The organism is Cryptosporangium minutisporangium, assembly GCF_039536245.1.
Classification (GTDB): Bacteria; Actinomycetota; Actinomycetes; order Mycobacteriales; family Cryptosporangiaceae; genus Cryptosporangium; species Cryptosporangium minutisporangium.
This window is the reverse complement of the sequence record NZ_BAAAYN010000009.1, coordinates 40629-67211: the sequence shown is the minus strand read 5'-3', so window position 1 is coordinate 67211 and position 26583 is coordinate 40629. Positions and strand designations below refer to the sequence as shown.

The following is a 26583-nucleotide window of genomic DNA, read 5'->3' as shown; positions in this document are numbered from 1 at the left end:
CGGATCGCCGAACCCATCTCCTCACTACCGGCCGCCACCGTCTGCACGCTGCGCGACACGTCCTCCGACGCCGACGCCAGCACTCCGGTCTGGGTGGAAGTCTCCTGCGAGGTGGCCGCGATCGCCTCGGCCGACGCCGAGAGCTGCTGGGACGAGTCCGCGAGCGTCCGGGCCGAGGTCGCCAGCGCCGCCACCGTCTGCCGGAGCGACTCCGACGCCCGATTGACCGCCCGCGCCATCATTCCGACCTCGTCGGAGGAGTCGGCATCCGCGCGGCGCGTGAGGTCGCCGTCGGCCACCGCGTCCAACACCTCACCGACGCGCGCGAGCCGGCGGGCGATGCCGCGGCCCACGACGACCGCGAGAGCCAACGCCAACAACAGGCCGACGACCAGCACGATCAAAATCAGCGTCTTCCCGCTCGAGGCCGCCGAGTCGGCGTCTTTGCCGTCCTGTGCGGCCTGCCGGTTCTCCAGCTCCTGGAGCGCGTCGATCGCCTCGTTGAACTCGGCCTGCGAGGTATTCAGCTGGGTGACCGCGGCGGCCCCGGTGGCGACCGTCACGCCGGCGGGCGGTGCGTCCTGGAACACCAGCGCGTTCAAGGCGCCGGTGTACTCGGTCCACGACGCACCGAAGGCATCGACCAGCGTCCTCCACTCGGGCTGCTCGTCCGGTGCCTTCTGGTACGCCGCGAACCCCTCGTTGACCAGTCCCTGGGCCTCCTTCACCCCGGCTTCGTACGTCGCCTTGTCGGCGGCCGTGGTGGCCTGGTTGTAGAGGACGAACGACAGATACATGTCGGCGAGGCCGCCCTGCATCGTCGTCACCTGGTCCAGCCGGTAGATGTTGTGCTCGTTGAGGCCTCGGACCTTGTCGTCCAGCGTGTTCATCCGGACCCAGGCGACGCCGCCGGTGATCGCCGCGACCAGCGCGACCACTCCGACGACCGCCATGATCTTGCCCAGCACCGAGAGGTTGGCCAGTCGACCGGTCATCTGCGTCCTTCGCTCACCCTGGGCCGGTGCCCCCGGGCCCGACCGACGTAGTCCTCGATCCCCCATCGGCCGGGGACGCCGTCACCTGAGGCAGACATGCCGAGCGCCCCCGACCGCAGCGCGATCGGGGGCGTTCGGACGGACACGAGTCAGTTGGAGAAGTCCTGGGTCATCCAGAGCGTGCCCTTGGCGTCCCGGTACAGGTCGATGCCGATCTGGCCGAGCGACGGGTTGAGGATGTTCCGGCGGTGGCCGTCGTTCGGCGCCACCTCGTCGATCATGCTCTGGGTGATCCGGGTCGCGGTCGCGGTGAGCACGGCGTCGGTCGCGGAGCTGGTGCTGCCGTAGCCGATGTTCTCGGCGTACGCGCTCCACTTCAGGCCCTGCGCGCTGATCCGCACGCCGACGTTGCCCTCTCCGGAGCACTGGTGCGAGAGGCCGCACCCGCCGGCCATCACCAGGTTGTGCTGACGAGCCGCCGCGACCAGCTGGCTGTTCATCGTCAGCGCCTTCGCGCCGTGAGCGGCCCGGACCTTGTTGATCTGAGCGAGCACGGCGAGCGCCGGAGCGGACGACGTGCCGGTCGCGGTGCTGCCCACCGGCGTCGTCGTTGTCGGCGCGGTCGTGGTCGGCGCGGTCGTGGTGGGCGCCGGGGCGGTGCTGGGCCGCGTCGTGGTCGGCGTGGTCGGCTTGGCGACCGGCGTGGTGGTGGTCGGACGGGTCGTCGTCGGGCGGGTCGTCGTCGGCTGCGTGGTGGGCCGCGGCGCGTAACGCGGGCTGCTCCACTGCCGGTAGTACGAGTTGTCCCCGTAGCCGTACTGGTACTGCGAGGCGTAGCGGTCGTAACCCCCAGTCGGAAGCTCGGCGGCCGTAGCCGCGGAGCCCGAACCGACAGCCATCGTGGTCAAGACGGCCGCGGCGGCGATGCCGAAACCGATCTTCGTACGCACGGTGGTTCGCACAGGTAGTCCCCCTATTTTCGGCGCCGGCGGCGGTTGCCGTTGGCGTCGCAGATCAGATCGGCGGGGGTTCCGGACCGGTGAGAAATCGGTCGGTGAGGGTACGGGGGTATAACGGGTGCGCCCCGGTTGCCGGGACCGACAATGAAATGCTCGGCCCATGGACATCGGATTCGGCCTCCCCGTTGCGGGAGGATGGGCGACGCCGCAGAACGCGGTGACCGTGGCCCGGCACGCCGAGGAACTCGGTTATCGCACGCTCTGGTCATTCCAGCGCCTGCTCGTGCCGGACGCACAGCCGCTGCCTCCGCAGTACACGAGCGTCCTCGATCCGCTGGTCGCGCTGGCGTTCGCCGCCGGCACGACCGAGCGGATCGGCCTCGGCACCGCGATCGTCAACGCCCCGTTCACCGCGCCGGCCGTGCTCGGCCAGCAGCTCGCGACGCTCGACGTGCTGTCGCGCGGACGGCTGCTGGCCGGCCTGGGGCTCGGTTGGCTACCGGCGGAGTTCGGCGCGGCCGGCGTCCCGTTCGAGCGTCGGGGTGCGCGGTTCGAGGAGTACCTACGGTGCCTGGACGCGGTCTGGGGCCCCGATCCGGTCGCGTTCGAGGGCGAGTTCTACCGGATCGAGTCGTCCACCGTGCTCCCGAAGCCGGTGCAGCGACCGCGTCCACCGATCTTGATCGGCGGGGACGCGCCTCGGGCACTGGATCGCGCCGGACGACTGGCCGACGGATGGATCAGCCGCAGCACGTTCGACCTCACCAAGCTGGGACCGGCCGTCACCGCCGTGCGTACCGCCGCCGAGAGGGCCGGCCGCGACCCGGACGCGCTGCGGTTCGTCTGCCGTGGCGTGGTGATCGTCGGCGAGCGGAAGGGCCTGCTCACCGGATCGTTGGAGCAGGTCGAGAACGACCTTCCGGTGCTGGAAGAGCAGGGCATCACCGAGGTGTTCGTCGACTTGAACTTCGATCCGGCGGTCGGTTCGGTCGACGTCGAGCCGGGAACCGCGCTCCGACACGCGCTGACCGTTCTCGACGCGCTCGCCCCCGGAACCCGCCGTTGACGGGCTGCGGCGCTCTGGCCGCCGCCGTCCACATGTGACAGAAAGCGATGGTTCGTCCCAGTTGTTGCGGCTGCGTACGGCGCTGATGATTCAGTAAGTGGCGGGCCGTCGAGCGCTTCGTTGCGTCGGCGAGGACACTGGGACCATGAGCACTCTCCGTCGCACGCTAACCGCGCTCGGCGCGACGGCGATCGCCACCGCGCTCGCCGTGCTGATTCCTGTCCAAGCTTGGGCCGCCGAGAATCCGGCGCTCGCCAACGTCGCGATAGAAGTAGCCAGGCGACCCCGACGGAGGAGTGGCTTCGGCGGCGGCCTCTGCGGCATCATCTGCTGCCTCCTGTTCGTCGCGATCATCGTGATCGCCGTCGTGCTGTACATGCGCCGTCGCCGTGGTCCTGGCGGCCCCGGGCCGGGCGGTCCGGGCGGATACGGCCCCGGGCCGGGTGGTCCCGGTGGTCCCGGCGGTCCCGGTAGCTACGGCCCGCCGACCAGCGGCCCGGGTACCGGCTACGGCCCGCCGACCAGCGGCCCGGGCACCGGCTACGGCCCGCCGCCGACCAGTGGACCCGGAACTGGTTACGGGCCGCCGCCGTCCAGCCCGCCGCCGCCGCCGAGCGCTCCCCCGCCGTCCGCACCGCAGTAAGTCAGCGACCGGCTGAAGGCCCGGCTCCCGTGTGGAGCCGGGCCTTCGGCGTTTCGTGACGGCGGGCCGCGGCCGAACGTCGATAACGATTCTGTAATCTCTTGCAAGGAATTGCAGGACGTTGCAGTGACTGCGGGCCCTAGCCACCACATAACCGACGAACTGCCTCTTGACCCGGAGGTTCGAAGCGGACATCCTTCGCTCCACGCCCACGCCATGAACCGTGGGTGACACGGATTCCACGGCCTTGTGAAAGAAGTTGCAAGCGGCCGCGGACGGGGGTCCGTGCAGGCGACCCCGCTCTCTGGAGGTACCCGTGCGCAGCATCCCCCGGTGGTCGGCGACACTCGCGCTACTCGCCACCGCCCTCCTCGTCCCCGGCTCGCCGGTGGCGACCGCCGCTCCCCCACCCGGGAACGACGGCAGGTCGGTCATCGTCCAGCTCTTCGAGTGGAAGTGGACGGACGTCGCGGCCGAGTGCACGAACGTGCTCGGCCCGAAGGGCTACGGCGGAGTGCAGATCTCTCCGCCGCAGGAGAACATCGTCCTGCCGTCGCGCGGATACCCGTGGTGGCAGCGGTACCAGGCGATCAGCTACCAGTTGGAGAGCCGCAGCGGTACCCGCGCCGAGTTCGCCGCGATGGTGCAGGCCTGCCACGCGGCCGGCGTCAAAGTCTATGCGGACGCGGTGATCAACCACACCGCAGGCACCTGGCCGGACGGGACCCGAGGCAGTGCCGGTTCGTCGTTCACGCACTACGACTATCCCGGGATCTACCAGACCCAGGACTTCCACCACTGTGGCCGCAACGGCAACGACGACATCGTGAACTGGAACGACGCGTGGGAGGTGCACCACTGCGAGCTCGTCGACCTGGCCGACCTCGCCACCGGCACCGAGTACGTCCGGAACCGGGTGGCGGCCTACCTCAACGACCTCATTTCGCTCGGCGTCGACGGCTTCCGGGTGGACGCCGCCAAGCACATGCCGCCCGGTGACATCGCGGCGATCAAGTCCCGGCTCAGCGGCGATCCGTACCTCTACCAGGAGGTCGTCTACGGAGCCGGGGAGCCGGTGCAGCCGTCGCAGTACCGGGGCAACGGCGACGTGATCGAGTTCCGCTACGGGCAGCAGCTGAGTGCGGCGTTCGAGGGCGGCACGCTCGCGTCGCTATCCTCGCTGGGGAACGGCTTGGAACCCGGCGAATCGTCGGTGGTGTTTACCGACAACCACGACACCCAGCGCTCGGAGGCCGCGCTCACCTACCACGACGGGGCGCTCTACACGCTGGCGAACGTGTTCCAGCTCGCGTGGCCGTACGGCACGCCGGTGGTGATGAGCAGCTTCGCGTTCACCGACAAGGAGGCCGGTCCGCCGTCCTCCGCCGACGGGCGGACGAATGACGTCAGCTGCGGCTCGGGCTGGGTGTGCGAGCATCGGCAGACACCGATCGCGAACATGGTCGGCTTTCGGAACGCGGTCGGGTCCGCGCCGGTCGCGAACTGGTGGACGAACGGCGGCAACCAGATCTCCTTCGGACGTGGCTCGCAGGGCTACGTGGCGGTCAACCGGGAGCCCGCGGCCCTGTCCCGCACGTTCTCGACGTCGCTACCCGCCGGCACGTACTGCGACGTCACGCGCGGCGAGGTACGGGACGGCGCGTGCACCGGCCCCACCGTGACCGTGGGCACCGACGGCCAGTTCACGGCGTCGGTGCCGGCCATGGGGGCGCTCGCGATCCACCACCTGGCCCGGGTGTGAAGAACTCCGGGTACGCATGCCCCGGGCGGGGGCGTACCCGGTGGGTCGGCGCGAGCAGCGCCGACCCGATGTGAGGCCGGGCTCCACCCCGGCTTGACACCGCGGGGCGCCGGCGGAACCGCCGCCGGCGCCTTGCCGATGCCGCGCGTCGGCGGTCACCTGTCCGGTCGCCCACATCCGCCCCGGAGAGTCGAGGAAGTGCAGGACTAGAGTGCCAACCATGACCCCGCGGCTAGCCGACGTGGCCGTGAAGGCCGGCGTGAGCGAGGCGACCGTCAGCCGGGTCCTCAACGACAAGGCGGGGGTCTCACCGGCAACCCGCCAGGCCGTGCTGGCCGCGCTCGACATCCTCGGCTACGAGCGGCCGCCGCGGCTGCAGCAGCGCAGCGCGGGTCTGATCGGGCTGATCACACCCGAGCTCGAGAACCCGATCTTCCCGGCTTTCGCACAGGTCATCGAGCAGGGCCTCTCGATGCAGGGGTTCACCGCGGTGCTCTGCACGCAGGTGCCGGGCGGCATGACCGAGGACGCCTACACCGAGATCCTCGTCGACCGGGGTGTCGCGGGCATCGTGTACGTCTCGGGCTTACACGCGGACAGCACCGCCGACACCGAGCGGTACAACCGGCTGGCGGCGCGGCGGCTGCCGATCGTGCTGATCAACGGGTACCAGCCCGGGGTGGCCGCGCCGTTCCTCTCCACCGACGACCGGGCCGCGATCCGCCAGTCGGTGACGCACCTGGTCAGCCTCGGGCACGAGCGGATCGGCCTGGCAGTGGGGCCGCGCCGGTTCGTCCCGGTGTTGCGCAAGCTGGAGAGCTTCGAGCAGTGCCTGCGGTCCGAGCTCGGAGTGTCGGACATCAGTGACCTGGTGGAGCACACGTTCTTCACGGTGGAGGGTGGACGAGCCGCGGCGGCTGCCCTGGTCTCGCGCGGGTGCACGGCGGTGATCTGCGGCAGTGACCTGATGGCGCTCGGGGCGATCCGCGCGATCCGTGACCTCGGCCGTTCGGTGCCGGGCGACGTCTCGGTGATCGGCTTCGACGACTCGCCGCTGGTGGCGTTCACCGATCCCCCGCTGACGACGGTGCGCCAGCCGGTGCAGGCGATGGGGACGGCGGCGGTGCAGATGCTGCTGGACGAGATCGCGGGGGTGCCCGGGCCGAAGTCGGAGTTCGTGTTCCAGCCCGAGCTGGTGGTCCGCGGCTCCACCGGCTCCGGCCCCCGTCTCCGCGCCCGCTGAACGCGGCGGCGCGATGGGGCACGGGACGCCTCGCACTACAGCGCCGTCGCCAGAAGGACGCCGGTGAAGCCAGCCGGGCGCCCACGGTAGGCGGCCTCGATGGTGGCGAGCACCCGTCGCGGCTCGTGCCGAATCTCCCAGGGCGAGAAGTGCAGGGTGAGGATGCCGCAGGTGGCCAGCCGGTTGTGCCGGTCCCGGGTCCGGCGCAGATCGTCCAACGACGTGTGGAACTCGTCGGAGTCCATTTCGAGCGCGAGCCCGACCTCCTCGATCCAGCCGTCCGGGGAGGGCAGCGGCGTGCCGTCGGCGGCGACGAGCACCGGATTCCAGCGGATCGGCGGGAGTATCCGGCTGCGTCCGGTCAACTCACGGAGTTCCGCTTCCGGCGCCGAGCCCACGCCGTCCCGCACCTCGTCCAGCACCCGCCGCAGCAGCTTGCTGCCGCGCACGGCGCCATTCCGCAGCTCGGCGTCCAGTTGCTCGAGCGTGACCCGCCGACGCTGCACCATCTCGGCGAGGAACGCCCGCACGTCCCGGCGGGAGTATCCGGCGCGGGCGGCGTCCGCACCCGCCCTGGCGAGCGAGCACACCTCGAACGCCGGGCGGAGCACCGGATAGGAATCCGGCCGTTTCGTCCGGGTGACCACGACGAATCCGCGGGAATCTTTCCAGCATCCGCCCGGCTTCAAGACGTGGACCCATGGTTCGTCGGGCAGGTAGCGCAGCCCGTGCCAGCGGAGTGCGGCCACGCCGGTGATCTGCGTGCCCGGGCCGCCGTAGAGCGTCGCGGCGATCAGGCGCTGTTCCTCCGTGGGCGCCCCGGCGAACGTGGCGTAGAGCCCCGGGAAGACCCGTCGCCAGTCGCCCTGCGCGATGCGCCACGCGATCGCCCGGTCGGTCAGCCCGAGGTCGCGCGCCTGCCGCCGCAGAATGAGGCCCTGCTGTACGGCGAGCAGCTGCGCGAGGGCTGCATCGGAATCCACGGGGCCACCGTGGTGCGGAACCGCCCCCCTCGACAGGGGCGGGTCGCGATCTGTGGACGCAGCACCGCGGGGGTGTCGGATCCTGCACCTCACGGCGTGCAGGATCCGACACCCACTGCGCGGCAGGATCCGACAGCGACCGACGACGGCGGGAGAGCAACCAAGCGGGACCCCGGCTCTGGCATGCTGGCGACGTGGCGACCATCTTCACGCGGATCATCAACGGTGAGCTTCCCGGGCGGTTCGTCTGGAAAGACGAGCACGCGGTCGGTTTCTTGAGCATCGCGCCCATCCGGCCCGGCCACACCCTGGTCGTGCCGCGCCAGGAGATCGACCAGTGGACCGACGCCCCAGCCGAGCTCCTCACCCACCTCACCACCGTCGCGCAGACGATCGGGCAGGCCGTGAAGGAGGCGTGGGACGCACCCCGGGCGGCGCTGATCATCGCCGGGTTCGAGGTGCCGCACCTGCACCTGCACACCTACCCGGCCTGGGACATGGACGACCTCGACTTCGGCAACGCCGACCCGCGGCCGGACTCCGAGGACATGGACGAAGCCGCCGAACGGATCCGCGCGACGCTGGAGAAGAACGGGTACGCGGCGCAGGCGCGATGACGCTGCTCGAACGCTACGGCGCCCGGCCGGTCGTGCATCCGTCCGCCTACGTCGCGCCGACCGCCGTCCTCGCCGGTGACGTCGAGATCGGACCGCACTGCCGGATCCTGTTCGGTGCGGTGGTGACCGCGGACGGTGGCCCGGTGCGCCTGGCCGAGCACGTCGTCGTCATGGAGAACGCGGTGCTGCGCGGCACGCGGCGGGATCCGCTGCGGATCGGGGCGTACAGCCTGGTCGGTCCGCACGCGAGCGTGTCCGGGGCGGAGATCGGAACCGAGACGTTCCTCGCCACCGGCTCGGTCGTCTTCAACGGCGCCCGGATCGGGGACGGCTGCGAGGTGCGGGTGAACGGGTGCGTCCATCTGCGGACGGTGCTCCCGCCGGGATCGATGGTGCCGATCGGCTGGGTCGCGGTCGGCGACCCGGCGCGGATCCTCCCGCCCGACCGGCACGAGGAGATCTGGGAAGTCCAGCGGGACCTCGATTTCCCCGGCTACGTCTTCGGCGTCGACCGGGACGCACCCGCGGCCATGGTGCGGATGATGGAGCGGTACGCGCGTACACTCGGCCATCACCGCGGCGATTCCATTATTCGGGAACCAGATTTCGAATAGTAGGACCCCGACCTACGCTGGGATTCGGATCCTCGACCAGGGCCTGCTACTACCCGGCCGGGCGACGCGGCACCACCGCCACAGCTCGGCCCGTCCGTCCGAGCCCTGGAGGTAACCGCCGTGTCCCGCACGCCCCCACTCGCCGCCCGGCTGCGCGGCGTCGCCAGCTCGCCGGTCCGCGACCTGCTCGCGCTGCTGGAGCGTCCGGAAGTGCTGTCGTTCGCCGGCGGCCTGCCGGCACCGGAGCTCTTCGACGTCGACGGCGTCCGGGGCGCCTACGCGCGGGTGCTCTCCGGGCCCGGAGCCCGGCTCGCGCTGCAGTACGCGCCCACCGACGGCAACCCCGAGCTGCGCGCGCTGATCGCCGACCGGCTCACCGGGCGCGGGCTGCCGACGGACGCCGGCGACCTGCTGGTCACCACCGGCTCCCAGCAGGCGCTGACGCTGGTCGCCACCGCGCTGCTGGACCCGGACGCGGTGGTCGCCGTGGAGGAGCCGACGTACCTGGCCGCGCTGCAGTGTTTCCAGCTGGCCGGCGCGCGGATCGTGACGGTGCCCGGCGACGAACACGGCGTCGACCCGGACGCGCTGGCGGACGTCGTCGCACGCCACCGCCCGGTGCTGTTCTACACGGTCCCGACGTTCGCCAACCCGACCGGGCGGACGCTACCGGCCGAGCGCCGAGCCGCGGTGGCGCAGGTCGCCGCGGAGTCCGGCCTCTGGGTGGTGGAGGACGACCCGTACGGCGAGCTGCGGTACCGCGGCACCCCACTGGCGCCGCTCGCCGCCGCGCCGGACGCCGCGGACCGCGTCCTCTACCTCGGCAGCTTCTCCAAGATCGGGGCGCCGGGCCTGCGGTTGGGTTGGGTGCGGACGCCGGCCGCACTGCGGCCGGCGCTGGTCGTCGCGAAACAAGCCGCCGACCTGCACACGTCCACGATCGACCAGGCCGCGGCGGCGGCGTACCTCGCGGTCACCGACCTCGACGCGCACGTCCGGCGGCTCCAGGACGCCTACCGGGAGCGGCGCGACACGATGATCGCCGCGCTGCCGGGCACGCTGCCGCCGGGCAGCCGGTGGACCGAGCCGGACGGCGGGATGTTCACCTGGGTGCGGCTGCCGGGAGACCTCGACGCGACGGAGCTGCTGCCGACCGCGCTCGCCCACGACGTCGCGTTCGTGCCGGGTGCCCCGTTCTACGCGGCGACGCCGGACCGGTCGACGTTCCGGCTCTCGTTCACCACGAACACGCCGGACCAGATCCGCGAAGGAATGGGGCGGCTCGCCACCGCACTGGCCGTCGGCGCCGAGACCCCAGCGGCCGTCTGAGCGGCTGAAGCCGCCCCTTGACAACGGCGGGGGCCGGCCCGGAGGCGGCGCAGTGGTGGTCGCCGACCGCCCCCTTACCACGGCGGGGAGCCGGCCCGGAGGCGGCGCAGCGGTGGTCGCCGACCGCCCCCCTACAACGGCGGGGAGCCGGCCCGGAGGCGGCGCAGCGGTGGTCGCCGACCGCCCCCTACAACGGCGGGGAGCCGGCCCGGAGGCGGCGCAGCGGTGGTCGCCGACCGCCCCCTTACAACGGCGGGGGGCCGGCCGGACCCGGGGGGGTGGTCCGGCCGGCTGGACCAGGATCACCCAGAAAGGTGATCACCCGCCCATCCTTGCCACCCGCTTTAAGGCTCCGCTCAGCTCTGCTTAGGACACTGCCGCCCGAGCACCCCCGACCTGCGACGCGGCGAGCCGGGGCGTCCGGGTCCGGGGCGCCATGGTTCGATCAAGTTGCCCTAACCGCTCATGCAGGAGGCAACTGATGCAGAAGCCCGACGTCGGCCCGATCGAGGGTGCACCCCCGGCCGACCTGGTCGTCGAGGACGTGACCGTCGGCGACGGCGCCACCGTGGGAGCCGGGCAGGTCGCCTCGGTCCACTACGTCGGGGTGTCCCACTCCACCGGTAAGGAGTTCGACGCCTCGTACAACCGCGGCGCGCCGCTCGAGTTCACCGTGGGCGCCGGCCAGGTCATCGCGGGCTGGGACCAGGGGGTCAACGGCATGAAGATCGGTGGGCGCCGCAAGCTCACGATCCCGCCGCACCTCGGCTACGGCGACCGTGGCGCTGCCGGCGTGATCAAGCCCGGCGAGACGCTGATCTTCGTCGTGGACCTCGTCGGCATTCGCTGACCTGACGAAACCGGACGTCGCCCGGCGGGAGGGTGCGCCGGGCGGCGTCCGGCGCTCAGCGAGCCGCCGCGCCGACGTGGTGCGTGCGCAGCGGACGGTCCGGGTTCGTGGGGAGCGCGACCGGTGCCGCGCTGGTGAGCACTGCGCGACCGCGCCCCGGGTCGTGGACCCAGGCAGCGACCAGCGCGCCCAGGTCGGGGTCGGCGAACGTCCCCGCTGCGGTGAGGTCGGCCTCGACGTCCTGGTACCGGAAGAGGACCGGCCAGTGCGGCAGGACGTGAACGGTGAGGAGCTGGAAGCGCGCAGTCCAGTGCTGCTCCCGGTTCCGCAGCGGCACGGCCAGCGCATGCCACGGGTGCGCGTCCGGGTGGCCGTTCGCGCGGGCAGCGTCCTCCAACTCGTCGGCTACCGCTTCGAGCATCTCGTCGGCGTCGGTCGGGCCGTCGACCGGGACGACGAGCGCCGCGCGATCGCCGAGCGCACGCACCACCGCTGCGGCCAGGCTGTGGCGAGCCGCCCGATCCGTGCCCTGGAGCAGCACACCGGCGTTCTCCGGTTCGCCGAGGGTCCGCAGCACGGAACGCACCTCGGCGTCGGTCGGCCGCACGCGACCGGCCTCGGCCGCCGACGTCGCGACGTCGCTCCGCTGGTCCACTGCACCTCCCCGGGCGATTCCCGTTCTCCGCCGTCGCTCCATGATGCCCGCGGAAACGGCGCGCAACCGCATCCGGCGAAAGGGGGGCCCGGGAACCACTCGACCTCCGGTGTGGGCCACGTCGACGCGCGGGACACAATCGGGGGCGTGCACCAGGATCCGGCAGACGAGCAAAGCCGAGGCGACGATCCGAGCGCGGCCAGGGCCGGCGCGTTCGCGTGGCGGCTGACCCCGGCGGAGACCGTGGCGGCGTTCGTCCGCGGCGCGCTGCTGATCGACATCCGGTCGACGGTGGACCGCAAGGAGCAGGGCTGGCTACCGGGAGCGATCGTGCTCGAGCCGTCGGTACTGGAGTGGCGGCTGATTCCGCACAGCGGCGGGCACATCCCCGAAGTGACCAGCTACGACGTGGAGGTGGTGCTGGTATCCCGGGACGGGGAGGAGTCCAGCGTCGTCGCGGCGCGGCTGCGCGAGTTGGGGCTCTGGCGCGCGACCGACCTGGCCGGTGGGTTCTGGTCCTGGCGGGCCGCCGAGCTGCCGGTCGGGGGCGACCCGGCCCCGATGCGGGGTTGATCGGGATGACACGGACCTCTGACGTCCGGCCCGGGCCGGATGGCTTCGCCGCCGCGCCGCCGGCGCTGGTACGGAACGCGACCGCGGTGTGGGGCGACGCAGGTCGGCAGTGGCTGGACGCGTTGCCCGCGCTGGTGGACGCCGTGGCCCGGCAGTGGGGGCTCACGATCGGCGCGCCCTACTCGGGTCTCTCGTACCACTGGGTCGCGCAGGTGACCGATGCCGCCGGCGCGCCGGCGGTCCTGAAGCTCGGCCCGCCCGGGTTCGGGCACCTGCAGGACGAGGCCGCGGCGCTGCGTGCGTTCGACGGGCACGGAGCCGCCCGGCTGCTCGACGCGGACGATCAGCGGGGCGCGCTGCTGCTGGAGCAAGTGCGGCCCGGCTCCCTCCTCCGCGACGAGGTCATCGCGGGGCGCGACGCCGAGGCCACCGCCGCACTCGTCGCGGTCGCGACGCGCCTGCACCGCGCCGCCGTCGAACCGCGGCGCGATCGCGTGTCCGCCCCCGAACCGGTCCGCGACCGCGTTCACACTCCCGAACCGGCGAGCGGCGGCACGGCCACGCCCGAACCGTCACCCGGCGCCGAGCCGGCACCAGGTTCGGGCGACTCCGGCCTACCGGACGTGCGGCAGCAGCGCGAAGCCTTCCCGCGCTACCTGCAGACGTTCGGTGACGACGGTCCGCTCCCCCGCGCGCTCGTCGAGCGGGCCGACCGCCTCTTCACCGAGCTGTGCGACAGCGCGACCCGGCGCGTCGTGCTCCACGGCGACCTGCACCACGACAACGTGCTGCGCGCCGAGCGGGCACCCTGGCTGGCCATCGATCCGCACGGGGTCGTCGGCGACCCCGGTTACGACGCCGGGGCGCTGCTCTACAACCCGGATCCGGACCGACGGGACGAGGCCCTGCTGGCCCTGGTTCCCGCGCGGGTGGAACAGCTCGCGGACGGGCTCGGCGAGCCGATCGAGCGGATCACCGCGTGGGGTTTCGCGGTCGCGATGCTCTCCGAGGTGTGGGACACCGAGGGACGGATTCCCGGGGCGTCACCGGCGCAGGGCGGCCCCGGGCCGACCGGCCGCGCGTTCGACGTCGCCCGCATACTGCTGCCCCGCCTCCGGTAGCCACCGCTCGAGCCGCGGCGAACCGCGCGGATCAGGTGGACAGTTCCCGCTCCACCGGCGTGCGGAAGCGCGGGACGACCCGGACGTCGCCCACCTCCGCGAGCCACCGCGTCAGCCGCCCGGCCTCGGCGTCGACCAGCGCCCTTCCCTCGGTACCGACGTCCTCGAACAGGCGGACCGCGACCGCGCCGTCCGGCCGCTGCGCCCAGCCGCCCACGATCCGGCCGTTCAGCCAGAGCGTCGGACCGGCGTTGCCCGCACGGTCGAAGAGCAGCGGCCCGTACGAACCGAGGTACCAGCTCCGCTCCGCCCACCCCATCGTCGTCGGGTCGAGCGCGGGCAGGAACGCCGCCCACGGGCCCGGATCCGCCGTTGGGTCGAGATCGTCCGGCAGCACAACGGCGGATCCACCGTCGGCCAGCCTCACCGGCACGGCCTTGGCGTCGGCCAGCGCCCGCTTGACCTGGGCTCCGGTCCAGCCCGTCCACCACTGGAGGTCGGACGCGGGCGCCGGCCCGTACGCGGCCAGCCACTCGCGGGCCAGGACGGCTCGGGCTTCGGTCTCGGACGGCCGGTCGAGCGGTACCGGCAGCCACTGTTCGGCCAGCGCCCAGCGGTACCGCTGGGAGAGCCACGACCCGGTCGGCCGGCCACGGACGATGCGCCCGTCGGCGCCGAGGACCGTGAGTACGCGGGTGGTGATCGTGGTACGGGCCTGGTACGGCTTGCCCGGCGCCATCAGCAGCGCCGTGCGGAGCCGTGGTTCGTCGGCGGAGAGCTCGTTCGCGGTGGCGGCGCCGCCCCGGGCCGCGAGCGCGGCGAGCGTGCCGGCTTCGACGTCGGTGAGCCAGCGTTCGGTGTCCGGTACCCCCGCTTCGCGCAGATGCTTGAGCAGCAGGCGGCGTTGCGCAGCCGCGACCCGCTGCATGGTCGACGCCTCGACGATCGGCAGCATCGGGCTCGGGACCACGAACATCGTCCGCCGCATACCGAGCATGCGGACCAGCGACCGCTGCACGTACAGCGCGTCCTCCACGACGGCGGGCGGAGCCGGATCGGCCCGGGCGCGGACGGCGAGAAACACCGTGGGCGCGTCGGTCGCGTGCAGCGCGACCACTGCGGTAGCCGCCGCGACCGGGTCCGCCACCCGAGCCGAGGACGCCAGCGCATGCCGGACGCCGAGCCGACGCCGCCGCTCTTCCGTCGTGATCTCCCGCACGCCCGAGATCCTTCCCCACCCCACCGACAGTTCCCGACCCGCCGACGGCCCCGTCGGAGGGATCCGTCCCTGCGGCCCAGCCCTCGAGCGGAAGCCCCGGCCGCGGCAGGCTGTGCGCGCCGCATGCCTCGGCCGTGCGCACCGATCGAACCGCGGTGGACCGCGCGCACGGCGAGGGCTCAGCGGCGGCGGGTCACCCAACGGGCCAGCGCGTGGCCGCCGCCGACGGTGAGCGGAAGCGCGGCGACGGCCCACCACGTCGACGGGCCACCCTTCCGCGGCACACCCGCCGCGCCGAGCTTCCGCCACGCCCAGATCGAGAACGGGGCCACCACCAGCGGCGTCGTGACGACGCCCGGCGTGTAACCGCGGGCCGCCGCCGAGGCGCCGAGGTGCGAGAGCGCGTGCAGCCCGAATCCCACCAGCGCGGCCTGGTAGAAGCCGCTGCGGCCGCCGGTCCGGGCTCCGTCGGCGGCGGCCGCGGCCATCACGACACCGACCGACCCGATCGCGATCCCGGCCTGGGCAGGCGTCACGTCCAGCACGCGCCACGCGCGCTCCGGCACCGCCGGGAACCGGGCGGCGAGCTCCGGACGGGCCCGCTGCGCCCAGCGGCTCATCGTCGCCGCCTCCTCGACGTCGTGCACCAGCCAGGCCGCGAACAAGCCCCAAGTCGCCCACGGGGTCACCGAAGATGTCATGGAACGGGTTTACCGCGCCCGGACAACGCCGCGCCCAGCGCCTCCAGACCGGGCTGGGTCCGCTCGACCGGGATCAGCCCGAAGCCGAACACCAGGCCGTCGGCCGACCCGCCGTAACCGGCCAGGCGTTCCACCCGGACGCCGCCCGCGGCGGCGCCGTGCAGCAGCGCGGGGACGTCCACCTCCGGCGCCGCGTGGGTGCAGAGGTGCGGTCAGGTCAGCGGTGGGTCACCGAGAAGCGCATGCTCACGTGGTCGACGCTGCCCGGGAGCCGGTGCCGCGGGTCCAGTCCCAAGCACGACGTCAGCTCGAACCGGTGCTCGCGGAGCAGTACCCCCAGCATCGAGCTCGTCGTGTAGAGCACCAGGTTGCGGCCGGGGCACTGCGCCGGGCCACCGCTGAACGGCACCAGCGACCAGCTCTCCCGTGCCCGCCCGTCGAGCCAGATGTCCGGCGTGAACCGGTCCGCGTACGGCAGGCGCTGGTTGTCCCGGTGGAAGAACGGCGCGTAGATCATCACCAACTCGCCGTCGGCCAGCCCGGAGTCCGCGTGCCCACCCGGCTGCGGTGCCACGTAGTCACGGAGGATGGCCGGCGTCGTCGGCCAGAGCCGGACCGCCTCGTGCACGCAGGCCCGCAGGTAGGGCAGGTCCTGCGGGACCGACAGGTCCCGGCCGCCGATCTCTTCGTCGGCGCACCGAGCTTGTTCCGGGTGGGTGGAGAGCAGCGCCAGCACCCGGTAGGTCGCGATCCCGGCCGCATCGAACGCGAACAGCCACTGCGGGATCTGCTGTTCCGGAGCGACGCCGTCCCGCGCGGCCGACGCCGCTGCCAGCGCCGCGAGGCTACCCGGCTCGGCGCGCGCGACGTACTCCTGGATCCGCCGCTGGAAGGCGGCCGTGGCGGCCGGACGCGACGGGTGGAACGGCCCCCAGTTACCGTCCCGGCGCAAGCGGGACAGCAGGTCGGTCGTCTCGAAGTCGTCGCGCGCCGCGTCGCCGAGCACGATCCGCCGGACCATGCGCCACCACGAGGACGAGAACCGGTCCCAGTCCAGGCTGCCGGTGACCGCCGTCGACCGGCCCTCTTCCACGATCGCCGCGAGCATCGCGTCCGCGTGGCGGTGGACCGGCTCCGCGGTGTCCAGGACCGCCTCGTTCAGCGCGCGCTTGCCCGGCCGCTCGCCCGGCGAGGAGATGAGGACGCCACCCGGTTCGAATCGTTCGAGGGCCGCTTCCTTCTCCTGGTTGGCGGGTGTGAACGGTTCCGGAGCACCCTCCAGCACCGTGCGGACGTCGTCCGGCGAGAGCACCAGCGTGATCGGACGGAAGGGCACCCGGAGCCGCAGCAGACCGTCGCCGTAGCGACTGCGCAACCGCTGCAGTTGCCGCACGCCGCGGCGGTCGGCGTCGAGTCGCGCGGCCAGCTTCACCGCCCACGGGCGCCGCTGGATCACTCCGATGGCGACGGTGGCCGCGAGCGGGTTGACCAGCGCGCGGGTGGTGTCGAGCACGGAGGCTCGCGAGACCGGCCGGACCGCCGGCCGGGTCGTCGGTTGCGTCTGGACGTCGGTCATCGGCCCCTCCTCGTCGATGCGCATCGTGCCGACCTGTGCCCGCGCGCTGACGTCCCAAACTAAGGGCATGAATAGGTACAAACTGGATGCCACACCGCAGACATGCTCCTAGAACCGGACGCCGGGTAGCACATCCGGCAGCGCGGACCTCGGGTGATCTCGGTAACCGACGTCGTCGCGTACCCGGCGGGGCGTCGGAGGCGGCGACCGGGGTATGCCCGATCGACTCGACGAGGAGGAGAACATGCTGCTGCAGCTGATAGCCGACTACGGCGTGGGCGACCTGGCCTACGCGGAGGTCCGCCAGCGACTGGCCCGCTACCTGCCGGACGCCGACGTCGTCTACACGCCGGTGCCACCGTTCGACACGATCGGCGCCGGCTTCTGCGTCGCACAACTGGCGCTCACCCCGGGTCCGCCCGGCCGGCTCATCTACTGCAACGTGGCGCCGCGCGCCGACACCGACGAGCCCCGGCCGGACAACGAAGGCGAACGGCTGGTGGCCGCTGTGCTGCCCGACGGCACCCAGGTCGTCGCGGTCGACGCCGGCCACGTCTTCTCGTTCCTGCGGGACGAGGCCGTGTCGCTGTCGGAACTGGCGATTCCGAACTCGGGGTCGCAGTTCCGGTCCCGGGACGCGTTCCCGTCCCTGCTCCCGCGGGTGCTGGCCGGAGAGGCCGACGTGGTGGGCCCGGTCGACCCCGGCCGGATCCCACCGCCGCCGGAGCGGGCGGTGCTCTACGTCGACGGCTACGGAAACCTCAAGACGAGCTGGTCGGAGCCGCCGGCGCCGCTGGGCTCGGTGGTGACGCTGCGGGTGGGCGGCGTCGGCGCGGAGGCGGTGGTGAGCGACGGAACGTTCGACGTCCCCGCCGGGTCGCTGTCGTTCGCGCCGGGCAGCTCGGGATGGACCCGGGCGGACGGATCCGAGGTGCGGTGGTACGAGCTCCTTCTCCGCGGCGGAAACGCGAGCGCGGTCCTCGACCATCCCGAGCCAGGAACCCCGGTGCACGTACGCGTCTGATCCGGACTCGGGGATTCTGACGATTGTTGATCAGATATCGCGCTACCCTCGGGCGCATCTGTGGTGCACGTCACGCCGGGAGGGTGTGCGATGACCGACTTCGACCTCGTGATCCGGGGTGGCCGCTGGTTCGACGGCACCGGTGCGCCGTCCGCGATCCGTGACCTCGGCGTCCGCGACGGACTGGTGGTGGAGGTGGCGGACGGCGCGGTCAACCCGCTGCCGGTCGGACCGGCCACCGAGGTGATCGACGCGACCGGACGCTGGGTGCTGCCCGGCATGGTCGACCTGCACACCCACTACGACGCCGAGGTGCTGGTCTCCCCCGGGCTGAAGGAGTCGGTCCGGCACGGCGTCACGACGGTGGTGGTCGGCAACTGCTCGCTCTCGACGATCTACGTCGAGCCGGTCGACGCCGCCGATCTGTTCAGTCGGGTCGAAGCGCTCCCCCGCCAGCACGTGCTCACCGCACTGGGAGAGGGACGCACCTGGACCCGGCCGTCCGAGTGGGCCGCCGCGGTCGAGCAACTCCCGCTCGGGCCGAACGTCGCCTCGTTCCTCGGCCACTCCGACCTGCGGACCACGGTGATGGGGCTCGGCCGAGCCACCGATCGGAGCCACCGGCCGGCCGCCGGCGAGCTGCGGCAGATGACCGACCTGCTCTCCGACGCGCTCGACGCCGGCTTCATCGGGCTGTCGACGATGACGAACCCTTGGGACAAACTGGACGGTGACCGGTACCGCTCCCGGTCGCTGCCGAGCACCTACGCGCACTGGTCGGAGTACCGCACGCTGCACCGCTTACTGCGCAAGCGCGGCGCGATCCTGCAGAGCATCCCGAACCTGAACACGAAGTACGACGTGCTGTTCTTCCTCGGCACGAGCACCGGGATCGGCCGCAAGGCACTGAAGACGTCGCTGCTCTCGGCCGCCGACCCGAAGTCCGACCGCTGGCTCTGGCGCATCTTCGGACCGCTCTCCTGGCTGGCGAACGGGCCCGGTCGCGGCAACTTCCGGTTCCAGCACCTGCCCGTGCCGTTCGAGGTGCACGCGGACGGCGTCGACCTGGTGGTGTTCGAGGAGTTCGGTGCGGGCGCCGCCGCCCTGCACCTGCAGGACGAACTGGAGCGCGATCGGCTGCTGCGCGACGAGGGATACCGGCGGTGGTTCCGCCGGGATTTCGAGAAGCGATTCAGCTCCCGGGTCTGGCACCGCGACTTCGCCGACGCGTACATCGTCGAGTGCCCGGACGCCTCGCTGGTGGGACAGTCGGTCGCCGATGTCGCCGAGGCCCGCGGCGTGCACGTCGTCGACGCGTTCCTCGACCTGGTGGTCGAGCACGGGCGGAAGTTCCGCTGGAAGACGACGATCGTCAACGACCGCCCGGAGATCCTCGACCGGTTGTCGGCGCTACCCGGCGTGCAGTACGGCTTCTCGGACGCCGGGGCGCACCTGCGGAACATGGCCTTCTACAACTACGGCCTCCGCCTGCTCGGCCGGGTGCGGGACGCCGAGCGAGCCGGCCGGCCGTTCCTCACCACCGAGCGTGCGGTGCACCGGCTCACCGGAGAGCTGGCCGACTGGCTCGGTCTGGATGCCGGGCACCTGCGCGTCGGCGACCGGGCCGACTTGGTGGTGGTCGACCCGGCCGGACTCGACGCCGACGTCCTCGCGAGCTACCACGAGGAGCCGCTCCCGGAGTTCGGCGGCCTGCGCCGGATGGTCAACCGGAACGACGCTGCCGTGGACGCGACCGTGATCGGCGGCGAGGTGGTGTTCTCCGGCGGCGAGTTCCGCCCGGAGTACGGCGTCTCCCGGCGCACCGGCCGCTTCCTCCGCTACCGGGAGGAGAGCCGGGCGCCGCTGAACCCCGTCCGACCTCCGGCCTTCTCCGAGGTCGAGCGGGCTCAGCGGTCGCCGGTGGAGAACGGCTCGCTGGCTCAGGCCACCGAAGCCGTATAGAGCAGGTACTCCCACGGCATCACGCCGCCGGTGAGGTAGCGATCGCCGAGGTCGGCCAGGTCGCGGTCGAGCGCGGCGGTGCGGTCGGGGTCGCCGCCGAGGCCGCGGTAGGCCGCGATCGTCGGACCGTAGATCTCTTTCCAGTAGTCGCGGAACTCGGCGCCGGTCGCGAAGCCCTCGACCAGCACGTTCTGCCTGCGGGTGGCGACGCCGCGGACCCGGTCGCCGAAGAGGGTGCTCAGGTGTGCCTCGCTCCCCCACAGCGGTGGCGGCTGGGCACCGGGCGGCGGCGGCGCGACGTACGGCTTCATCGCGGCGAAGAGCTGCCCGACGAAGCCCTCGGGCGTCCAGCTGATCAACCCGATGCGGCCGCCGGGCCGGCAGACCCGGACGAACTCGTCCGCGGCGGCCTGGTGGTGCGGCGCGAACATGACGCCCACGCAGGAGACGACCGCGTCGAACTCGCCCGTGTCGTACGGGAGGTTCTCCGCGTCGGCCTCCTGCCAGACGACCGTCGCGCCGCTCTCCTTGGCACCGAGTTCGCCCACCCGCAGCAGCTCTGGCGTCAGATCGCAGGCGACGACGTCCGCCCCGGCGAGTGCGGCCGGGATCGCGACGTTGCCGGTACCCGCCGCGACGTCGAGCACCCGCCGCCCGGGCCCGAGCCCCGCGGCGGCGACCAGGATCGGGCCGAGCGAGCTGATCAGGTCCGTGGCGACGGCCGGGTAGTCACCCAGCGCCCACATCGCTCTGTGCTTGGCCTTCAACGCCGTGTCAGTGGTCATGGGTGTCCCCCGTGTCCTCGGCCGACCTGGTGCCGGCCCGTCGGAACGACGGTAGGAAAACGGTGGGTGCCCTTCTAGTACACGATCTGTACTAGAACTGACCCATGGGAGCCACGTACCACCAGTTCTGCCCGGTCGCGAAGGCCATGGAACTGCTCGACGAGCGGTGGACGATGCTCGTGGTGCGGGAGTTGGTCGCCGGCAGCCGGCACTTCAACGACCTGCGGCGCGGGCTGCCGCGGATCTCCCCGACGCTGCTGTCCAAACGGCTGCAGCACCTCGTCGCGGCCGGGGTCGTGGAGCGGCGGCCCGGCGAGCGCGAAGTGCAGTACGTGCTGACGCCCGCCGGTGCGGAGCTGGCGCCGATCGTCGCGGCGCTCGGTGCGTGGGGCGTCCGCTGGGTCGGCGAGCTCGGCGACTCCGACCTCGACCCCAAGCTGCTGCTCTGGGACCTGCACCGCAACGTCGACCACGGCGCGGTCCCGGCGGGACGGACCGTCGTCCAGTTCCGCTTCCCCGGCGCGGCGCCGCGGAAGCAGGACTGGTGGATGGTGATCACCCCGCCCGACGTCGACGTGTGCGACGTCGACCCGGGCCACGACGTGGCGGTGCGGGTCACCGCGGACCTGCGCCGGATGGTGCTGGTGTGGCGGGGCGACGTGTCCTGGTGGGACGCGGTGCGTACCGGGGACGTCGCGCTGGACGGCCCGGAACCGTTGCGGCGCGCGGTTCCGACGTGGTTCCGCCCCACAGCGTTCGCCTCTGTGCCCCGCGTCTAGCCTCGCCCGCGGGCCCCGGGCGCCGGGCGCCGGGCGAGTTCCAGGCAGCGCGTGGCACGGGCGCGCGGCACAGAGGCACGGGCGCGCGGCGCGATGCGGGCGGGCGGGCGGGCGGCGCCGGGCGCGGGCGGATTTTCGGGAAGGCCACCTCTCATGGGGCGCGCAGAGGTGGTCTTTCGGAAAGACCACCTCTCGGAGGGAGCGGGGAAGCGGTCTGTCGGGAAGTTCCGGGGCGGCGCGCCCCACCCCGGGCGGCGGGTGCCACCCGGGACGGCGGTCGGGCCGGACCTCAGGCTGGCTGGCTCACCAGGGCGGACACCTTCCCCATCAAGCCGGGAACGTCCCCGCGGACACCGTCGATCAGCCACTGCCCGAGCTGCACCGACGACTCGACCACGAGCTTGGCGCGCTCGTAGCGCCGCACCGTGAACACGTCGAACACGCTCTGGTCGAGCTGCTCCGCCGTGGTCAGCAACTCGGCCAGGACCGCCGCGTCCTCCAGTGCCATCGCCGCGCCCTGCGCCAGGGTGGGCGGGCAGGTGTGCGCGGCGTCGCCGATCAGCACGACCCGGCCGCGGTTCCACGGCGCGTCGAGGAGGTGCGTCTCGAACCGGGTGTAGTTGACCCGGCTCGGGTCGGTCAGGCCGGGGCGGATGTCGTCCCACGGCCCGTGGTAGGCCTGCGAGAGCTCGACCATCGTGGCCAACTTCTCGGCCGGCGAGAGCCCGCTGCGATCCTGCACCTTCTCGACGATGTACGCGTAGAGCGTGTCCTCGCCGGTCGGGCAGTACCCGGCGATGTAGCTCGGGCCGCCGTAGATCAGGTCGGTCCGGGTGACGCTGGCCGGACGCGGCGCGAACACCCGCCAGATTCCCATGCCGGTGGAGCGGGTCTCCAGCTCGACGCCGATCGCGCGCCGCACGGCCGACCGGATCCCGTCCGCGCCGATCACCAGGTCGTACCGGCCGGACGAGCCGTCGGAGAACCGCACGTCGACTCCGTGGTCGTCTTGGGTCAGCTCGGCGAACGACGAGCCGAACCGGACCTTCGCCCCCAGCTCGGTGGCGCGCTGCATCAGGATCGCGGCCAGGTCGGGGCGGTACATCCCGAGCGTCGCCGGCAGTTCGGGGCCGCCGGTGCGGGCGTCCGGGAACTCGGCGACCACGGTGCCATGTGGATCGGGAGCGCGGATCCCGAGGTCGTTGAAGGCGTAACCCTTCGCGCTCACCTGCTCCCAGACCCCGAGCCGGCGAAGGACGCGCAGCGCGTTGCCCTGGAGGGTGATGCCGGAGCCGAGCGTCGTGACGTCCGGGTTCGCCTCCGCGACCTCGACGGCGACACCCTGCTCGGCGAGGAGGATGGCGGATGCGGCGCCCGCCGCACCGCCGCCGACGACCAGGACGTTCTGGACAGCAGGCATGACATCGTTCTCCGAATCGGGCCGCGGGGCGGCGTCGGGCGGCACAGGTGTAGCGGCGGCGGGGCCGGGTGATTACCGAGGAGTTACCGGGCGCCGGAACGCCTCACTATGCGAGATCCCGGTCACATGAAGGAAATCAATTCTCACCATACCGACCATGCACCAGACAAATACTCTGGGGTGGAGCCATCGGGCGGGCGCTGCCAGACTAGAGCGTCCAACTCGACCGCATTGTCGGTTCACGGAGGTAAGCAACGTGGCCCCAGAATCCTCGTTACCCGGGCTCGACCTCGACGCCCTCGCCGCGTGGGCGTCCGTCCACCTCCCCGAGCAGGGGACGGTCCAGAGCGCCACGCTGATCTCCGGCGGCCTCTCGAACCTCACGTTCCGAGTCGTGTTCGAGGCGAGCTCCCTGATCCTGCGGCGGCCGCCGCGCGGGCCGGTACTGCCCAGCGCACACGACATGGGGCGCGAGTACCGGGTGCTCTCCGGCCTCCAGCAGAGCGCGGTCCCGGTGGCTCGCACAGCCGCGTTCGAGCCGGGCCCGGACGTCCTCGGTGCACCGTTCTACCTGGTCGAGGACGTCGTCGGCGAGGTCTACCGCAGGCCGGAGCAGACCGCGGCACTCGCGCCCGACGACCGGGGCGCGATCGGTGCGAGCGTGGTCGAGGCGCTGGCCCGGATCCACGAGGTCGATCTGGTGGAGACCGGTCTCTCCGAGTTCGGCCCGCCGACCGGCTACCTGCAGCGGCAGGTACGCCGGTGGGGGCGGCAGTGGGCGGCGTCCAAGACGCGCGACCTGCCGGTCATGGAGGAGTTGCTGACCCGGCTCGGCACGGACCTGCCGACGGACAGCGAGACCACGCTCGTGCACGGCGACTACCGCCTCGACAACATGATCATCCGGGGCACCGACGTCGCGGCCGTCGTCGACTGGGAGCTCTCGACGCTCGGCGACCCGCTGGCCGACCTGGCGCTGACGCTCCTCTACTGGGCGGACGACGGCTCGGTCTCGTCCGCGGGCGGCGTCACCGGGCATCCCGGCTTCCCGACCGCGGACGAGTTCGCCGCGGCCTACGCGACCCGGACCGGCCGGGAGCTGGACCTGCTGCCGCTCTATCGGGCGTTCGCCGAGTTCAAGCTCGCGGTGATCCTGGAGGGAGTGCACGCCCGCTACCTGGCCGGTGGCACCGTCGGCGACGGCTACGCGGCGGCCGGGCGAGCGGTGCCGATGCTGGCCGAGCGCGCGCTCGCCGGCTTACTGGATCGATAGGTGGACGTGGTTCGTATGGGCGGACGAGGGGTCGCCGCCGCTCTGGTACGCCCGCCAGCCGGAGCCAGGTAGCCAGATCTGCCGGTACCAGATGACGTAGAGGACGGCGAGCCGGTCGGCGTTCTCCACCAGCCACGCCGCCAAGCGGTTTCCGTAGGTCCGGTCGCCGCCGGTCGCGGCCCCGCCGAAGCCGCTCCGCGACGCCGCGAAGTCGCACGCCCGGCCCTTGGGGTGCTCGCCGAACGACGCCTGCCGGAAGCAGTGGACGTAGCGGGTGAAGCCGGCGGCCTTCGTCTGCCGCAGCGCGTGCAGGGTGCGGCCGGTCAGGCACCCGCCGGACGTCGGATCGTCCTGCGAGCAGCCCTGCGACGCCCACGTGCCGTCCGAGCGACGCGGAGCCGCCGCCGCACGCCGCGTCTTCTTCCGCTTCTTCGGCGTGGTCGCCTGCGGCGCCTCGGCCGAGCTGCGGTCACCCCCGGACGACGCTGCCGGCTGGTCGGTGTTGTCACCGTCGGTCGAGAAACCACCGGTGCGCTCACCACCGACGTCCGCCGCGGCCAGTGCTTTCTCCGCGTCCCGGCGCCGTTTGTCCATCGTGCGCTGCTCGGCGCGCTGCTTCGCCAGCTGCTCGTCGACCTCGCGCTGGGCGGCCGCGAGATCCTTCCGGGAGTTCCGGAGCTCGTCGAGGGTCTGCTGCCTGCGCTGGGAGAGGCTTTCGATCAGCCCCACGTCGCCGATCATGTCCGGCAGCGACCGCGAGTTGGCCATCGCGGTGGCCGGGTCGGGCAGGCCGCCGCGGTAGGCGGCTGCGCTCAGCTCCTGGACTTCCCGGTCGAGTGCGGAGATGCGCTTCTCGGCAGCGGCGATCTTCTGGATCAACGCGGCGCGGCGACGTTCGGACGCCTGGGCCTTGGCTCGCGCGTTGTTGTAACCGCTCGCCGCCTCGTCGAGTTTCTGGCGTAACGACGCGGTGCCGCCCTCGTCGTCCTCGGCCGTGCTGGGCGCCGCGACCGCCGGACCGGGTACACCGCCGAACAGGAGACCCAGCGCGGCTAGGACGGCGACCAGCGCGAGGACGACGCGGAAGCGGGCTGTCGGGGCAACGAACGTCACGAGCACTTTCCTTCTCCGGGCGAAAATCTGTTCCGGACTGTACGTCGCCGCCGGAACCATTCATGGCCCCGGAAAGGGAATTAAGTAGTTTTAATCCGCCCACGGAATGGAGCGCCTGGTCGCGCGGTTCACCGAATAGCGCAATTTCGGGGATACTTAATTTCGGCCTAATGTGGCGCTGCACAACAATGACCGCGGCGAATAGCTGCGGTGTTACTGCTGTGACGGAAGTGATCAATGAGCTGCCGGCACCGCGGAAAGTGCGAGCGAATAGCCGCCGGATTACGCTGGGACGATGGCCGCCGCTGGGGAGACCGGGTCGAGCCCGCCCACGTTCCACTGCTGCCTGGCGCACTTCACCGACCGACTCGGCGATCGCCACTCGCTCGTGGTGGCGCCGGGTCGGAGCCCGGCTCCGGCGTCCTACACCGCCTGGCGTGAGCGGCACGCCCGACTCGAACGGGAGGCCGCCGCCCGCGCCGGTGGCGGCTACATGCTGACCGGCCTCTCCTCCGCCCCTCCACCGCCGAAGCCGGAAGAGGTCCGGCGGGACGCGGTGGCCCGGCTCGAAGCGGAGCGCGACCTCGCGGCCCGGCACATCGAGGTCAGCCAGAGCGTTCGGATCGACGCCGACGAACAGGCGGCTCGCGCCTGGATCGCCGCCGCGGACGACCTGCTGGACGCCGTGGACGCCGCCGACGCCGCACTGGCCAGATCGGAGGCCCGCGCGCGGCGAACCCCGCTCCTCGCCGACCGACTCCGGGAACGAGCTCGCCGGCGGTACCGGCAAGCGGTCGCCACGGCCGCCGAGACCTACCGGGAGGCCGTCGGCGAGTTACCCGATCGGGTCCGCATCGCGGTGGCCGTCGCCGTCGCCGCGGCCTACCAACGGCAGCTCGAGATCGAGCGGGAGCGGGCACGAAAGGACGCGAAGCGGCGGCAGGCGACCGCGACGGCCGACGCGCGGCGGGTCTGGCGGTTGCTGGTGCGGGACCGGACCGCGTACGTCAAGCGCAGCGACGTGACGCCCACGACCCGGCTACCGAAGGCCGAACAGGGGTGGGGCGAGCCGCTCACCCCGTCCGACCTCGCGCACCGGCTCGCCCAACTGCTCTACCAGCGGCTGATGGTGGCGCCGCAGATCTTCGACCTCGTCTGGGACGACGCGGCCGTGCGGGCCACCCGTCGGCAGCTCAACGCGGGCGGGGCAGCGTTCGACGGGTGGTGGGCGGAGCACTACCGCCGGGCGGAGCGGCAGGTCTCGGACTTCGAGAACCGTCACCGCCGCGGCGGCTACAGCGCCGGTGGCTTCGTCTGAGTC

Annotated in this window: 26 protein-coding genes; 15 read left to right on the top strand and 11 right to left on the bottom strand. The window is 72.3% G+C overall.

Going from position 1 to position 26583, the window contains the following annotated elements; translation table 11 throughout:
• Positions 1 to 995 (bottom strand): MCP four helix bundle domain-containing protein (locus tag ABEB28_RS08060; RefSeq protein ID WP_345727348.1); only part of this gene is annotated, 995 nt, incomplete at its 3' end.
• A 149-nt stretch (positions 996 to 1144) separates the two neighbouring features.
• Complete coding sequence (locus ABEB28_RS08055) at positions 1145 to 1957, bottom strand: CAP domain-containing protein (RefSeq protein ID WP_345727347.1); 813 nt, start codon at positions 1955 to 1957, stop codon at positions 1145 to 1147.
• 157 nt (positions 1958 to 2114) lie between these two features.
• Between ABEB28_RS08055 and ABEB28_RS08050 the strand changes: the two genes are divergently transcribed.
• The 4 genes from ABEB28_RS08050 to ABEB28_RS08035 all read left to right on the top strand — a co-directional run bounded on the left by ABEB28_RS08050 (position 2115) and on the right by ABEB28_RS08035 (position 6668).
• Positions 2115 to 3020 carry a TIGR03619 family F420-dependent LLM class oxidoreductase gene (locus ABEB28_RS08050; protein WP_345727346.1) on the top strand — a complete coding sequence of 302 codons (906 nt, stop codon included), beginning with the start codon at positions 2115 to 2117 and terminating at the stop codon, positions 3018 to 3020.
• 145 nt (positions 3021 to 3165) lie between these two features.
• On the top strand, positions 3166 to 3663 hold the full coding sequence (locus tag ABEB28_RS43060) for a hypothetical protein (protein ID WP_376980862.1): 498 nt from the start codon (positions 3166 to 3168) through the stop codon (positions 3661 to 3663).
• Between the two features lie 316 nt (positions 3664 to 3979).
• Positions 3980 to 5425: an alpha-amylase gene (locus ABEB28_RS08040; protein ID WP_345727345.1), complete on the top strand. Its 1446-nt coding sequence runs from the start codon at positions 3980 to 3982 to the stop codon at positions 5423 to 5425.
• Between the two features lie 220 nt (positions 5426 to 5645).
• Positions 5646 to 6668: a LacI family DNA-binding transcriptional regulator gene (locus ABEB28_RS08035; RefSeq protein WP_345727344.1), complete on the top strand. Its 1023-nt coding sequence runs from the start codon at positions 5646 to 5648 to the stop codon at positions 6666 to 6668.
• 35 nt (positions 6669 to 6703) lie between these two features.
• Here ABEB28_RS08035 and ABEB28_RS08030 read toward each other — a convergent pair whose 3' ends face one another.
• Positions 6704 to 7651, bottom strand: a complete 948-nt coding sequence (locus ABEB28_RS08030) for a type IV toxin-antitoxin system AbiEi family antitoxin domain-containing protein (RefSeq protein WP_345727343.1) — start codon at positions 7649 to 7651, stop codon at positions 6704 to 6706.
• A 194-nt stretch (positions 7652 to 7845) separates the two neighbouring features.
• Between ABEB28_RS08030 and ABEB28_RS08025 the strand changes: the two genes are divergently transcribed.
• The 4 genes from ABEB28_RS08025 (at position 7846) to ABEB28_RS08010 (ending at position 11061) form a co-directional block, all read left to right on the top strand.
• Positions 7846 to 8268: an HIT family protein gene (locus ABEB28_RS08025; RefSeq protein ID WP_345727342.1), complete on the top strand. Its 423-nt coding sequence runs from the start codon at positions 7846 to 7848 to the stop codon at positions 8266 to 8268.
• Positions 8265 to 8882, top strand: a complete 618-nt coding sequence (locus ABEB28_RS08020; protein WP_345727341.1) for a gamma carbonic anhydrase family protein — start codon at positions 8265 to 8267, stop codon at positions 8880 to 8882. Before ABEB28_RS08025 ends, ABEB28_RS08020 begins: the two co-directional genes overlap by 4 nt.
• A 120-nt stretch (positions 8883 to 9002) precedes the next feature.
• Positions 9003 to 10211: an aminotransferase-like domain-containing protein gene (locus tag ABEB28_RS08015; RefSeq protein WP_345727340.1), complete on the top strand. Its 1209-nt coding sequence runs from the start codon at positions 9003 to 9005 to the stop codon at positions 10209 to 10211.
• A 481-nt stretch (positions 10212 to 10692) separates the two neighbouring features.
• On the top strand, positions 10693 to 11061 hold the full coding sequence (locus ABEB28_RS08010; RefSeq protein WP_345727339.1) for an FKBP-type peptidyl-prolyl cis-trans isomerase: 369 nt from the start codon (positions 10693 to 10695) through the stop codon (positions 11059 to 11061).
• 55 nt (positions 11062 to 11116) lie between these two features.
• Here ABEB28_RS08010 and ABEB28_RS08005 read toward each other — a convergent pair whose 3' ends face one another.
• Positions 11117 to 11716 (bottom strand): hypothetical protein, encoded by a 600-nt coding sequence (locus tag ABEB28_RS08005; RefSeq protein WP_345727338.1) that lies wholly within the window; start codon positions 11714 to 11716, stop codon positions 11117 to 11119.
• A 147-nt stretch (positions 11717 to 11863) separates the two neighbouring features.
• On the opposite strand from ABEB28_RS08005, the gene ABEB28_RS08000 reads away from it, so the two are divergent.
• Entirely contained in the window at positions 11864 to 12289 is a 426-nt protein-coding gene (locus tag ABEB28_RS08000; protein WP_345727337.1) for a rhodanese-like domain-containing protein, read from the top strand.
• A gap of 5 nt (positions 12290 to 12294) precedes the next feature.
• A complete protein-coding gene (locus ABEB28_RS07995; protein WP_345727336.1) occupies positions 12295 to 13410 on the top strand; it encodes an aminoglycoside phosphotransferase family protein in 1116 nt (371 codons plus the stop codon).
• A gap of 31 nt (positions 13411 to 13441) precedes the next feature.
• Here ABEB28_RS07995 and ABEB28_RS07990 read toward each other — a convergent pair whose 3' ends face one another.
• The 4 genes from ABEB28_RS07990 to ABEB28_RS07975 form a co-directional block, all read right to left on the bottom strand.
• Positions 13442 to 14629, bottom strand: a complete 1188-nt coding sequence (locus ABEB28_RS07990; RefSeq protein WP_345727335.1) for a winged helix DNA-binding domain-containing protein — start codon at positions 14627 to 14629, stop codon at positions 13442 to 13444.
• A gap of 179 nt (positions 14630 to 14808) precedes the next feature.
• Positions 14809 to 15330: an HXXEE domain-containing protein gene (locus tag ABEB28_RS07985; RefSeq protein ID WP_345727334.1), complete on the bottom strand. Its 522-nt coding sequence runs from the start codon at positions 15328 to 15330 to the stop codon at positions 14809 to 14811.
• Complete coding sequence (locus ABEB28_RS07980; protein WP_345727333.1) at positions 15327 to 15512, bottom strand: hypothetical protein; 186 nt, start codon at positions 15510 to 15512, stop codon at positions 15327 to 15329. Before ABEB28_RS07980 ends, ABEB28_RS07985 begins: the two co-directional genes overlap by 4 nt.
• Before the next feature lie 35 nt (positions 15513 to 15547).
• Positions 15548 to 16975 carry a cytochrome P450 gene (locus tag ABEB28_RS07975; RefSeq protein WP_345727332.1) on the bottom strand — a complete coding sequence of 476 codons (1428 nt, stop codon included), beginning with the start codon at positions 16973 to 16975 and terminating at the stop codon, positions 15548 to 15550.
• 145 nt (positions 16976 to 17120) lie between these two features.
• Here ABEB28_RS07975 and ABEB28_RS07970 point away from each other — a divergent pair, with 145 nt between their 5' ends.
• The gene (locus ABEB28_RS07970; RefSeq protein ID WP_345727331.1) at positions 17121 to 17930 is read left to right on the top strand and encodes a hypothetical protein; all 810 of its coding nucleotides are present in this window, start codon (positions 17121 to 17123) and stop codon (positions 17928 to 17930) included.
• A gap of 90 nt (positions 17931 to 18020) precedes the next feature.
• Positions 18021 to 19892: an N-acyl-D-amino-acid deacylase family protein gene (locus ABEB28_RS07965; RefSeq protein ID WP_345727330.1), complete on the top strand. Its 1872-nt coding sequence runs from the start codon at positions 18021 to 18023 to the stop codon at positions 19890 to 19892.
• Here ABEB28_RS07965 and ABEB28_RS07960 read toward each other — a convergent pair.
• The gene (locus ABEB28_RS07960; protein ID WP_345727329.1) at positions 19871 to 20677 is read right to left on the bottom strand and encodes a class I SAM-dependent methyltransferase; all 807 of its coding nucleotides are present in this window, start codon (positions 20675 to 20677) and stop codon (positions 19871 to 19873) included. The two genes, ABEB28_RS07965 and ABEB28_RS07960, sit on opposite strands and share 22 nt — an antisense overlap.
• Positions 20678 to 20781: 104 nt before the next feature.
• Between ABEB28_RS07960 and ABEB28_RS07955 the strand changes: the two genes are divergently transcribed.
• Positions 20782 to 21456, top strand: coding sequence for a winged helix-turn-helix transcriptional regulator (locus ABEB28_RS07955; RefSeq protein ID WP_345727328.1), 675 nt, complete (start codon positions 20782 to 20784; stop codon positions 21454 to 21456).
• A gap of 289 nt (positions 21457 to 21745) precedes the next feature.
• Here ABEB28_RS07955 and ABEB28_RS07950 read toward each other — a convergent pair whose 3' ends face one another.
• Positions 21746 to 22876: an FAD-dependent monooxygenase gene (locus tag ABEB28_RS07950; protein WP_345727327.1), complete on the bottom strand. Its 1131-nt coding sequence runs from the start codon at positions 22874 to 22876 to the stop codon at positions 21746 to 21748.
• 256 nt (positions 22877 to 23132) lie between these two features.
• Between ABEB28_RS07950 and ABEB28_RS07945 the strand changes: the two genes are divergently transcribed.
• Positions 23133 to 24149, top strand: a complete 1017-nt coding sequence (locus tag ABEB28_RS07945; RefSeq protein WP_345727326.1) for a phosphotransferase family protein — start codon at positions 23133 to 23135, stop codon at positions 24147 to 24149.
• Here the strand turns inward: ABEB28_RS07945 and ABEB28_RS07940 are convergent.
• The gene (locus ABEB28_RS07940; RefSeq protein ID WP_345727325.1) at positions 24135 to 25262 is read right to left on the bottom strand and encodes a coiled-coil domain-containing protein; all 1128 of its coding nucleotides are present in this window, start codon (positions 25260 to 25262) and stop codon (positions 24135 to 24137) included. The two genes, ABEB28_RS07945 and ABEB28_RS07940, sit on opposite strands and share 15 nt — an antisense overlap.
• Positions 25263 to 25557: 295 nt before the next feature.
• On the opposite strand from ABEB28_RS07940, the gene ABEB28_RS07935 reads away from it, so the two are divergent.
• Positions 25558 to 26580, top strand: a complete 1023-nt coding sequence (locus ABEB28_RS07935) for a hypothetical protein (RefSeq protein ID WP_345727324.1) — start codon at positions 25558 to 25560, stop codon at positions 26578 to 26580.
• The last annotated feature ends 3 nt before the right edge of the window (positions 26581 to 26583 follow it).